Source organism: Sphaerospermopsis reniformis, from assembly GCF_005402885.1.
Classification (GTDB): Bacteria; Cyanobacteriota; Cyanobacteriia; order Cyanobacteriales; family Nostocaceae; genus Sphaerospermopsis; species Sphaerospermopsis kisseleviana.
In genome coordinates, this window is record NZ_BJCE01000174.1 from 1 (window position 1) to 11,424 (window position 11,424).

Here is an 11,424-nt window from a genome sequence, read left to right on the forward strand (position 1 = left end):
CCCAAAATTAAACGCCTACTTAAATTCTCTTGGCAAAACTAAAGACCACAATTATCACCAATCACCAATCACCCATCACCAATCACCAATCACCAATCACCCATCACCAATCACCAATCACCAATCACCAATCACCAATCACCAATCACCAATCACCAATCACCCATCACCAATCACCAATCACCAATCACCAATCACCAATCACCAATCACCAATCACCAATCACCAATCACCAATCACCAATCACCAATGTCCATCACACAAAATTACAAATTAAATCTTATTCAATGGTATCCTGGCCACATTGCCAAAGCTGAAAAAAATCTCAAAGAACAGTTAAAAAGGGTAGATGTGATATTAGAAGTGCGGGATGCACGTATTCCCTTAGCTACAAACCATCCGCAAATGAATGAATGGGTGGGGAGTAAGTCGCGGGTGTTAGTAATTAACCGTTTAGATATGATTTACCCCCAAGTGCGATCGCTGTGGGTAGAATGGTTTAAAGGCCAAGAACAAGTCCCTTATTTTACTAATGCTCAACATGGTCAAGGTATCACAGCCATAGCTAAAGCAGCGCAAGCAGCCGGGGTAGAATTGAATGAACGCCGAAAACAAAGAGGAATGTTACCCCGTCCAGTGCGTGCGGTAGTGATTGGTTTTCCTAATGTGGGAAAATCAGCATTAATTAACCGCTTGCTAGGAAAACGGGTTGTTGAAAGTGCTGCGCGTCCGGGGGTGACTCGTCAACTACGATGGGTGCGAATTTCTGAACAATTAGAATTATTAGATGCACCTGGTGTTATTCCTGCTAGATTAGATGATCAAGCAGCCGCAGTCAAATTAGCAATTTGTGATGATATTGGCGAAGCATCCTATGATAATCAATTAGTGGCGGCTGCTTTTGTAGATATTTTAAACGAACTGCAAGAAAGCCATCCTCATTTATTACCACCACACCCATTACTTTCACGCTACGAAGTTGATTCTATTATTCACACAGGAGAAGAATATTTGCACGTTCTCGCAGAACATCGTTATAAAGGAGATGTTGAACGCGCTGCTAGAACTTTAGTTAGCGATTTTCGCAAAGGACTTTTAGGTAATATACCTTTAGAAATTCCACCACATTGATTTGACAACGGTTTCCAGGCTTTTTTGAGTAGTAAATGAGTGGTTTGAGTAGAAATTGACTAGTTAAAAGTCGGGACTGTAAGCAGAGGCGATCGCCCAAGTAGCAAGTTGACAATTCTGCCTCACAGATGATCTGAGTCACTAACGTTAGAAAGCTTTAGGTAGGTTTTGCTGAATAAACATGAAAAGATTATAGGTAAAGGGTCTTAGCCTGCTGGAAGTTAAAAAAGTGCAAGCTTTTGCGGGGGAGAAACTAAAAAACCTTGCACTTAATTCCTACTTAAAGAAAAAATCGCTCCCATCGAACTCTTGAAACTGTTCCCTGTTCCCTGTTAAGAGTTCCCTGTTCCCTGTCTCCACGACAAGACTTTTTCAGCAAACCCTACTTATCAAATGCTGTCAGAAAATTCGGAACCCAATTTTGATGGTAGCTGCTATCGTGAATGTGTGTAACACTAGGAAACTACCTGAAGTTAGTTTTTAACAGGAGATCAGGGAATGGCTATTGCTACCATTAATCCCACTACGGGGGAAACTCTGAAAGTATTTAAACCGCTTGAGGATGGTGAAATAGCGGCTAAAGTGGAATTAGCCCAACAAAGTTTTCAGGAGTATCGTCAGACAAGTTTTGAGGAGCGATCGCAATGGTTACTCCAAGCAGCGAATATTTTAGAACAGGAAAAGGCTGATTTTGCCAAAATCATGACCTTGGAAATGGGTAAAACCTTAAAATCTGCGATCGCAGAAGTGGAAAAATGCGCCCTGGTTTGTCGTTACTATGCCGAAAATGCCGCCAGTTTCTTAGCTGATGTCACAGTTAAAACCGATGCTAGTCACAGCTTTATAAAATATCAACCATTGGGGGTTATTCTCGCCGTTATGCCCTGGAATTTTCCTTTTTGGCAAGTTTTCCGGTTTGCAGCACCAGCATTAATGGCGGGCAATGTAGGTTTACTCAAACACGCCTCTAATGTCCCCCAATGTGCCTTAGCAATAGAAGATATTTTCCACCGTGCAGGTTTTCCCAAAGGAGTTTTTCAAACATTATTAATTGGTGCTACAAAAGTAGCTGATTTAATGGCAGATGATCGGATCAAAGCTGCTACATTAACTGGAAGTGAACCCGCAGGTGCTTCTTTAGCGGTTGCATCTGGTAAACAAATTAAAAAAACTGTCTTAGAATTAGGGGGAAGTGACCCTTTTATAGTCTTAGAAAGTGCTGATTTAGAATTAGCAGTAGCCACCGCAGTCACCGCACGAATGATCAATAATGGTCAATCTTGTATAGCAGCGAAACGGTTTATTATTGCTGATCAAATTGCCGATGAGTTTGAAAAAATGCTCTTAGCAAAATTTCAAACTTTGAAAATCGGTGATCCTTTGGCTGATGATACAGATATTGGACCATTAGCAACACCCGATATTCTCCAAGATTTAGAAAATCAGGTGAAAATTGCGGTAGAAAATGGTGCTAAAGTCCTCACAGGTGGTAATGCTTTAAAAGATCAACCTGGCAATTTTTACCCACCTACTATTATTATAGATATTCCGGTAGAAAATCCTATTGCAAAGGAAGAATTTTTTGGACCAGTGGCTTTATTATTCCGAGTTAGGGATATTAATGAAGCGATCAAATTAGCTAATGATATACCCTTTGGTTTAGGTGCAAGTGCCTGGACAAATAATGAAGCAGAAAAAAATCGCCTCATTCAAGAAATTGAAGCCGGGGCAGTATTTATTAATGGCATGGTTAAATCTGATCCGCGTTTACCTTTTGGGGGTATTAAACGTTCTGGATATGGAAGAGAGTTAAGTATTCAAGGTATTCATGAATTTGTGAATATCAAGACAGTTTGGATGAGGTGACAGGTGACAGGTGACAGGTGACAGGTGACAGGTGACAGTAAGAAGGCAAAAGGCAAAAGGCAAAAGGCAAAAGGCAAAAGGCAAAAGTTTAAAAATTCATTCTTTCTTCTTCCTCCTGACTCCTGACTCCTGACTCCTTTAATTATTACTTTGAGGAAATAATCATGAATACTGCTGAATTATTGGTACAGTGTTTAGAAAATGAAGGTGTACAGTACGTTTTTGGTTTACCTGGTGAGGAAAACCTGCACGTTTTAGAAGCTTTAAAACAATCCTCCATTCAATTTATTACCACTCGTCATGAACAAGGTGCTGCATTTATGGCCGATGTTTATGGGAGGTTAACTGGTAAGGCGGGGGTTTGTCTTTCTACTCTTGGTCCAGGGGCGACAAATTTAATGACTGGTGTAGCTGATGCTAACCTGGATGGTGCGCCATTAGTAGCTATTACCGGACAAGTGGGAACAGATAGAATGCACATTGAGTCTCATCAATATTTAGATTTGGTGGCTATGTTTGCCCCGGTTACTAAGTGGAATAAACAGATAGTTAGACCGAGTATTACACCAGAAGTAGTCAGAAAAGCCTTCAAGCGATCGCAAACTGAAAAACCTGGTGCTGTTCACATTGACTTACCAGAAAATATTGCAGCCATGCCCGTAGAAGGCAAACCTTTACAAAGAGATCACATTGAAAAAACCTATGCAGCTTTTGCTAGTATTCGCGCTGCATCTGCGGTTATTTCCCAAGCAGTAAACCCGATCATTTTAGTAGGAAATGGAGCAATTCGCGCCCAAGCTAGTGACGCTGTAACCCAATTTGCTACCCAATTAAATATTCCTGTTGTTAATACCTTCATGGGTAAAGGAGTAATTCCTTATACCCATCCTTTAGCGTTATGGTCTGTAGGATTACAACAAAGAGATTTTATCACCTGTGGTTTTGATCATGCAGATTTAGTCATAGCAATTGGTTATGATTTAATCGAATTTTCTCCTAAAAAATGGAATCCTGAAGGTAATATTCCCATTGTCCATATTGCAGCTACTTCCTCAGAAATTGATAGTAGTTATATTCCCAAAGTGGAAGTAGTAGGGGATATTTCTGATGCACTGAATGAAATTTTAAAAGTCGCTGATAGACAAGGTAAACCTAATCCTTATGCTATTAGTTTACGTCCAAATATTCGCGCAGATTATGAAAGATATGCCAATGATGATGGATTTCCCATTAAACCACAAAAATTAATTTATGATTTGCGGCAGGTAATGGGACCCGATGATATTGTAATTTCTGATGTCGGCGCACATAAAATGTGGATGGCTAGACATTATCATTGTCATAGTCCGAACACTTGCATTATTTCTAATGGTTTTGCAGCAATGGGAATTGCTATTCCTGGCGCTTTAGCTGCTAAATTAGTCTATCCCAATCGTAAAGTTGTTGCTGTCACCGGTGACGGTGGTTTTATGATGAACTGTCAAGAATTAGAGACAGCTTTGCGGGTGGGTACTGCTTTTGTCACCTTAATTTTTAATGATGGTGGCTATGGTTTAATTGAGTGGAAACAGGAAAATCAATTTGGTAAAGGTAACGCTGCTTTTGTCCATTTTGGTAATCCTGATTTTGTTAAATTAGCGGAAAGTATGGGTTTAAAAGGTTATCGCGTTGAGTCTGTAACTGATTTAATTCCTGTTTTAAAAGAAGCTTTAATTCAAGATGTCCCTGCTGTTATAGATTGTAGGGTAGACTATCGAGAAAATCGCAAGTTTACGCAAAAAGCTGATGAGTTAAGTTGTGAGATTTAGGTAATTGGTAATTGGTAATTGGCGATTGGGAAAAATATAATTACCCATTACCTATTACCGATTACCCAGAAAATGAATTTGGTGGGTTATCAAGTGAAGTTGAGATGATATCTAAGATTTAAGGATGTACAGGATGTTATTTTATATCCTTAAAAATAATATCTGATATAATCAAGATTAACCAAAAAAGCAGACATCTAAACTTCACTAACTTTAATTTTTTCTCTGTGTCATCTGTGCCTCTGTGGTTCGTTAAAAAAAGTTATCTACCATCAATAAAAAATAAAAAATATCAAAAATAGAACGCGGATGAACGCAGATAAGCACAGATAAACCAAATCCTGTAAATCCTAAAATCCTGGACATTATGATTCTGACAAACTTATGATTGCTATTAAAAATCAACTGACACTACAAGAATTTCTCAACCTTCCAGAAGAGGATATCACTTATGAATTAGTTAACGGGGAAGCAAAAGCAAAAATGTCACCAAAAAGATTCCATTCTCGATTAACTATTGCATTATGTTTAATTCTCACACAATGGGCAGAAAATAAAGGGGAAGTAGGTATAGAATGGGCAGTTATTTTAAAACTTTGCAGTAAAGATTGGGTCCCTGTTCCAGATTTATTATATGTTTCTTATTCCCGTTTTCTGAGTGATGTCATTGAAAATGAAGCTTGTCCTATTTCTCCTGATTTAGTTATAGAAATTATATCACCTGATCAATCTTTTGGAGAAATGAGTGCCAAAGCTACAAATTATCTAGATGCAGGTGTAATGAGGGTTTGGGTAATAGATCCGAAAGCGAAAACGGTAACTATATTTTATCCTGATGCACGTCCCCAAACAAAACGGGGTAATGATAGTTTAGAAGATTCTCTATTTCCAGGTTTGGTAATTTCAGCAGAACAAATTTTTCAACAAGCGGGTATTCCTTAAAGTTAGGGAATAGGGAATAGGAAATAGGAAATAATTATTTACCCATTACCCATTACCCATTACCCGTTACCAACATCTTTTAAATTGTATCAGGATCTACTCCTAATTCTCTCAATTTCTGCACTAATAATTGAGCGCGATTTTCGGCTTCTTGGGCGCGTCTTTGTGCTTCTTCTTTTTCTAATTTCTCCCTTGCAGCACGTTCATCACCTGTAGGTATTACCATTCCTTGTTGATCACACCAACGTAACCAAATATCATTTCTTCCTTCAAATTCTCCTTCCCAAAATGTCACACCTAAGTTAATATCTGATAACCAAGTTTCTGAGGTTTTTGCATAATGTCTACCGACTAATTGATAAATGTGTAATTGATCTTCTCCTAGTTCTTGATTCGGATCGTAAACTAGATAATAGTTGACTTTCATTCTTTCATATATTTTCAGTTTTTTGGTGAGTTCTTCACCTTCTTGGTTAGAAACTATTTCCATGACTAATTCTGGTGATTTACCAAATTTCCACACCATGTAACAACGATTTTGTTTTTTCCACCATTCTTCGGGAGTTTGCACATCAAAACTAATAAAGACATCGGGTACTATTGCAGGTTCTCCATCGGTATGATAAATTCCTACATTGGCTTCTATTAAACAAGGTTGTAATTCTAAATCACTGTAAAGCGAACTAACTAAAAGTCGTTGTTGTTTTGCAGATGGAAAGTTATCCACAGGTGTATCGTCTTCTGTAATCAGTAAATTAGCATCTGGAATATAGTGATCATCAACTTTGTCTAAAAGTTGTTCAGTCATGATTTTTATTCACTTATTCAATAGCGTTATTTTAATTATACTTGGTATTAAAGTTTCGCGCAAAGGCACCAAGAAGCAAAGGTGCAAAGTAAGAAGATAATTGATGGAATTATGATCAAAAAAGTTGCTTTTATAGATTCCTGTCATAAATAAATATTCTGACTCCTGTACGGGTTTAGCAGTGCTACACCCTTACTGACTCCTCACTTCTGATAAAAAATGTTAAATTTTCCTCAGTCTGCGATAATCTTTCCAAGTATTGATGTCAATAACCACGCAAGTTGAGGATATCGCTGTGACTAAGTTTTTATTTGTAACTGATCTAGATAATACTCTTGTTGGTGATGATCAAGCTTTGCTAGAATTGAGCGATCGCCTCGAAAATCATCGTCAACAACATGGTACAAAAATAGTCTACTCCACAGGACGCTCTCCCCTTCTCTACCGCGAACTCCAACAGGAAAAGAACCTCATCCAACCTGATGCACTGGTTTTATCTGTGGGTACGGAGATTTATCTCGATGGTAGCGATACTCCCGATCCCCAATGGTCAAAAATTCTTGCTCCCGGATGGCAAAGGGAATCTATACTGGATATTACCCAAAAATTCCCCGAATTGGAATTACAACCAGAATCCGAACAACGTCTTTTTAAGGTCAGTTTTTTCTTAGAAGAAAAACTTGCAAGTATTATACCACAACTTGAGGCAGAATTGCAAAAACTTCAACTTAATATAAAATTAATTTATAGTAGCGGTATAGACCTTGACATTTTGCCCCTTACCAGCGATAAAGGTCAAGCAATGCAGTTTCTACGACAAAAGTGGCAATTTGCAGCCGAGCAGACTGTTGTTTGTGGTGATTCAGGTAATGATATTGCTTTATTCGCAGTAGGTGAGGAACGGGGTATCATTGTCGGTAATGCTAGACCAGAATTACTACAATGGCACAATCAGTATCCTGCTGAATATCGTTACTTAGCACAAAAGCATTGTGCTGCGGGGATTATGGAAGGATTAAAATACTTTAAGTTCCTAAAATGATAAGCTATCTCAAAGGTATTGTGGCTGGTGTGCAAACGGTTAGCGCGAATCGCACGATTCTCACGTTAGAGGTAAATGGCATGGGGTATGATTTACAAATCCCCCAACGTCTCGCTAACCAATTAAGTAATACTGGTGATGTGGTACAAATTTTTACCCATTACCAGATTCGGGAAGAAGTTCCTGTACTCTATGGGTTTTCTTCCCCTGCGGAAAGAGATTTATTTCGTCACCTGCTGTCTGTAAGTGGTATTGGTTCAGCTTTAGCGATCGCTCTTTTGGATACTTTGGAATTACCAGAGTTAGTACAGGCGATCATTGCTGCTAATATTAATATGCTCATTCAAACCCCTGGTGTGGGTAAGAAAACTGCTGAACGCTTATCTTTAGAACTCAAAAGTAAACTGATTGAGTGGCGTAAGTCAGCAGGGTTTTTTGTGGCTACCGGTGGTCCAGCACCAGGTATTTTGGAAGAAGTGCAAATGACTCTCTTTGCTTTGGGTTACACTCCCCATGAAGTTAGTCATGCTTTGCACGTTGTTAGCGAAGATATTGGTTTAACTAAAGATGCCTATGTGGAGGATTGGATTAAACAAGCGATCGCTCATCTTAGCAGTAGTGAAGCAGTTCAGATGGCAGGTGGCAGGTGACTCTTGACAGGTGACAGGGTTGAAAGTTCTTGTTAACGAACCGCAAAGTACGCAAAGGACACAAAGGAAAGAAGGTTACAGAGGTATTTTGCGTGAGTCATCGGTCAATTTTAGGTTTATTTGTGTTGAAAATTAGTTTGTTTCGTTTCTGAGTAATGAATAAAAATCCTTACGCTTGGATACAGGAATCACTAACAACTATTCATCGGGCTGATTGGTATCGTTCTGTACAAACTATTGGCAGTCTACCCGGTGCTGTTGTGCTGTTATCTGGGCAAGAGGTGATTAATTTTGCTAGTAACGATTATTTGGGATTAGCAGCAGATGAAAATTTAAAAACATCGGCTATTCAAGCTATTCAACAATTCGGTACTGGCAGCACGGGTTCTAGATTACTCACTGGACATCGGGAATTACACAGGGAATTGGAACAGGCGATCGCATCTACCAAACAAACGGAAAACGCTGTAGTATTTAGTTCTGGTTATTTAGCAAATCTCGGTACAATTACTGCTTTAGTGGGAAAGCGAGATTTAATTTTATCAGATCAATATAACCATTCCAGCTTAAAAAATGGGGCAATTCTTAGCGGTGCAACCATCATAGAATATCCCCATTGTGATATTCTGGCGTTGACAGCAAAGTTAAAGCAAGAACGTCAAAAATACCGACGTTGTTTGATTATCACCGACAGCGTTTTTAGTATGGATGGTGATTTATGTCCTCTTCCAGAACTGTTGGATCTAGCAGACGAATATAGTTGTATGCTGCTGATAGATGAAGCACACGCTACCGGAGTTATGGGAAAAACGGGGGCGGGTTGTGTGGATCATTTTGGTTGTACAGGCAGAGAGTTAATCCAAGTTGGCACGTTAAGCAAAGCTTTGGGAAGTTTAGGCGGTTATGTGGCGGGAAGTCATCAATTAATTGACTTTCTCAAAAACCGCGCACCTAGTTGGATATACACTACTGCCCTATCACCAGCAGACACAGCAGCAGCTTTAGCAGCAATTCAGATAGTACAACAACAACCAGAACGCCGTCAGCGATTATGGTCAAATGTTGATTATTTAAAACATTTGGTTACAGAAAATTTAACTAAGTTAACACCTAACTTAACACCTAACTTAAAAATCTTACCTTCCCAATCTCCGATCTTCTGTTTTCAATTACCTGATGCAGCTACAGCTTTAACAGCAGGTAAGAAACTAAAAGAAGCGGGTATTTTTGCTCCTGCTATCCGTCCTCCCACAGTACCAACAAGTCGTATTAGGGTGACAATTATGGCAACCCATGAAAAAGAGCATATTAATAAGTTAGTTAATAGTTTAGGAAGTGTATTAAAAGAAGTGTAGTTAGAAAATAATTCCTGCTGGTTATTGGAAGATATATAACTCCCTTGGATCATACACATATCATACCAGAAAAAAAGTGTATGTCAATATCAATGGCTGAAAAAACCAAAACTCGTTAAATAGTTGAGAATTTATAGCAATAATCTTGAGAATGGCTAGGGTTTATTGCGAAAATGAGGATGCAAAACTTTTTTGGCAAATTTCATATTTAAAAAGCTTATCAAATGTTTCCATCCCCTTGCGGGGAAGCAGGTATGAAAAACAACTTTTAATGGTTTGCATCAGATTAAGATTTTGTTGTTTCCATCCCCTTGCGGGGAAAAGGTTATGAAAAATGTAACTCCCCAGGTAGTTAAAATAGGTATTGCATAAAATTGTTTCCATCCCCTTGCGGGGAAAAGGTTATGAAAAACTATGGCGAGTACAGCCGTCTATACACCGTAGCCCCTAATGGGTTTCCATCCCCTTGCGGGGAAAAGGTTATGAAAAACGGTTCAACGCTCTTGACGGAGCTTCCCAGCTCCCAGGGTTTCCATCCCCTTGCGGGGAAAAGGTTATGAAAAACTACGGCTCTAGTCAATCCCCTTGTATTCAAGATAGAGAGTTTCCATCCCCTTGCGGGGAAAAGGTTATGAAAAACCGCAGTAGGGAAATGTACGCTTGGGTTCAGGAGCATAACGTTTCCATCCCCTTGCGGGGAAAAGGTTATGAAAAACCATCAAGTCAGATATGCTGTACTCCTGGCTGATGGTCATAGGCGTTTCCATCCCCTTGCGGGGAAAAGGTTATGAAAAACCAAGAGGAGCAAGAAAACCTCCAAGCTCACTTCGAGAAAGCTAGGTTTCCATCCCCTTGCGGGGAAAAGGTTATGAAAAACAATGAAGACCTGGGCAGAGCAAAAGAATTTATGTCGTTTCCATCCCCTTGCGGGGAAAAGGTTATGAAAAACCGGAACTGATGATAACAAAGTAGCAAACGGCGAGAGAGGAGTGTTTCCATCCCCTTGCGGGGAAAAGGTTATGAAAAACCCTATACTCACGGAAACCTTGTTACATTTAGCTTTCAAAGAGCATTTGCGCCAAGCTACGGAAACAAAGATGTAACAAGCAAAGTCAGTATTCAATTTTCTTGGTACAGATTGCTGTTTCCAGCCAATAAAAATAATTTAACCGAAAAACTCCAAGATGTCAACCCAAAAAACCAACATTTTCTCAAAATCACAGAACATTACTAAATGTAAATCTTTATAGCTGCTTGCGCCAAACTTATCAAAGTTCTTAACATTCCGTTACAATCCCGCAAACAACGAAATATTAAGGATATTGGTAGTTAAAATGCTGTATTTTCCCCAGTTCTCAAATTTACAAAAGTTAACCAAGTGGGTGTGAAAAATTGTCGTTATGACAAAGCAGGAGGCAGAAGGGAAAAGCAAAGTCAAACCACTGACTCCTGACTCCTGTACGGGCGTTCGCGAAGTGTGCTGGAAGCATCGGCATTCGGACGATAAATTATCAATTTTTGTCCCAGGTTATTTTCCTGTAAGGGCGAAGCATTCGGACGATAAATTATCAATTTTTATCACAGGCTATTTTCCTGTAAGGGCGAAGCATTCGGACGATAAATTATCAATTTTTATCACAGGCTATTTTCCTGTAAGGGCGAAGCATTCGGACGATAAATTATCAATTTTTATCACAGGTTATTTTCCTGTAAGGGCGAAGCATTCGGACGATAAATTATCAATTTTTATCACAGGCTATTTTCCTGTAAGGGCGAAGCATTCGGACGATAAATTATCAATTTTTATCACAGGCTATTTTCC

10 protein-coding genes and 1 CRISPR repeat array are annotated in these 11,424 nt (G+C 39.1%); of the genes, 9 read left to right on the forward strand and 1 reads right to left on the reverse strand.

Annotation, left to right across the window (positions count from 1 at the left end; all coding sequences use genetic code 11):
- The 5 genes from FFR48_RS19830 to FFR48_RS19850 form a co-directional block, all read left to right on the forward strand.
- On the forward strand, nucleotides 1-277 hold a 277-nt coding region (locus tag FFR48_RS19830), incomplete at its 5' end, for a hypothetical protein (RefSeq protein WP_201277652.1).
- Nucleotides 250-1,131, forward strand: coding sequence for a ribosome biogenesis GTPase YlqF (gene ylqF, locus FFR48_RS19835; protein WP_137668569.1), 882 nt, complete (start codon nucleotides 250-252; stop codon nucleotides 1,129-1,131). The genes FFR48_RS19830 and ylqF, both read left to right, overlap by 28 nt.
- A gap of 498 nt (nucleotides 1,132-1,629) precedes the next feature.
- Nucleotides 1,630-2,997, forward strand: coding sequence for an NAD-dependent succinate-semialdehyde dehydrogenase (locus FFR48_RS19840; RefSeq protein WP_137668570.1), 1,368 nt, complete (start codon nucleotides 1,630-1,632; stop codon nucleotides 2,995-2,997).
- Nucleotides 2,998-3,161: 164 nt separating this feature from the next.
- Nucleotides 3,162-4,805, forward strand: a complete 1,644-nt coding sequence (locus FFR48_RS19845) for an acetolactate synthase large subunit (RefSeq protein ID WP_137668571.1) — start codon at nucleotides 3,162-3,164, stop codon at nucleotides 4,803-4,805.
- 384 nt (nucleotides 4,806-5,189) lie between these two features.
- Complete coding sequence (locus tag FFR48_RS19850; RefSeq protein WP_137668572.1) at nucleotides 5,190-5,747, forward strand: Uma2 family endonuclease; 558 nt, start codon at nucleotides 5,190-5,192, stop codon at nucleotides 5,745-5,747.
- Between the two features lie 79 nt (nucleotides 5,748-5,826).
- Here the strand turns inward: FFR48_RS19850 and FFR48_RS19855 are convergent, their stop codons facing one another.
- Nucleotides 5,827-6,555 carry a Uma2 family endonuclease gene (locus FFR48_RS19855; protein ID WP_137668573.1) on the reverse strand — a complete coding sequence of 243 codons (729 nt, stop codon included), beginning with the start codon at nucleotides 6,553-6,555 and terminating at the stop codon, nucleotides 5,827-5,829.
- A 295-nt stretch (nucleotides 6,556-6,850) separates the two neighbouring features.
- Here FFR48_RS19855 and FFR48_RS19860 point away from each other — a divergent pair, with 295 nt between their 5' ends.
- The 4 genes from FFR48_RS19860 to FFR48_RS19875 all read left to right on the forward strand — a co-directional run.
- Nucleotides 6,851-7,597 carry a sucrose-phosphate phosphatase gene (locus FFR48_RS19860; RefSeq protein WP_137668577.1) on the forward strand — a complete coding sequence of 249 codons (747 nt, stop codon included), beginning with the start codon at nucleotides 6,851-6,853 and terminating at the stop codon, nucleotides 7,595-7,597.
- On the forward strand, nucleotides 7,594-8,247 hold the full coding sequence (gene ruvA / locus FFR48_RS19865) for a Holliday junction branch migration protein RuvA (RefSeq protein WP_137668574.1): 654 nt from the start codon (nucleotides 7,594-7,596) through the stop codon (nucleotides 8,245-8,247). The genes FFR48_RS19860 and ruvA overlap by 4 nt, the downstream gene beginning before the upstream one ends.
- A 155-nt stretch (nucleotides 8,248-8,402) precedes the next feature.
- The gene (gene bioF, locus FFR48_RS19870) at nucleotides 8,403-9,602 is read left to right on the forward strand and encodes an 8-amino-7-oxononanoate synthase (protein ID WP_137668575.1); all 1,200 of its coding nucleotides are present in this window, start codon (nucleotides 8,403-8,405) and stop codon (nucleotides 9,600-9,602) included.
- Between the two features lie 226 nt (nucleotides 9,603-9,828).
- A CRISPR array of direct repeats spans nucleotides 9,829-10,630; the repeat unit is 37 nt; unit sequence GTTTCCATCCCCTTGCGGGGAAAAGGTTATGAAAAAC.
- A 372-nt stretch (nucleotides 10,631-11,002) separates the two neighbouring features.
- The coding region (locus tag FFR48_RS19875) for a hypothetical protein (protein ID WP_137668576.1) at nucleotides 11,003-11,424 on the forward strand (422 nt) is incomplete at its 3' end.

Excerpts from the sequence above, each read along its gene's own strand:
- FFR48_RS19855 (WP_137668573.1), bottom strand. The coding sequence starts at position 6,555 with ATGACTGAACAACTTTTAGACAAAGTTGATGATCACTATATTCCAGAT.
- FFR48_RS19840 (WP_137668570.1), top strand. The coding sequence starts at position 1,630 with ATGGCTATTGCTACCATTAATCCCACTACGGGGGAAACTCTGAAAGTA.
- ruvA (WP_137668574.1), top strand. The coding sequence starts at position 7,594 with ATGATAAGCTATCTCAAAGGTATTGTGGCTGGTGTGCAAACGGTTAGC.
- bioF (WP_137668575.1), top strand. The coding sequence starts at position 8,403 with ATGAATAAAAATCCTTACGCTTGGATACAGGAATCACTAACAACTATT.
- FFR48_RS19850 (WP_137668572.1), top strand. The coding sequence starts at position 5,190 with ATGATTGCTATTAAAAATCAACTGACACTACAAGAATTTCTCAACCTT.
- ylqF (WP_137668569.1), top strand. The coding sequence starts at position 250 with ATGTCCATCACACAAAATTACAAATTAAATCTTATTCAATGGTATCCT.
- FFR48_RS19845 (WP_137668571.1), top strand. The coding sequence starts at position 3,162 with ATGAATACTGCTGAATTATTGGTACAGTGTTTAGAAAATGAAGGTGTA.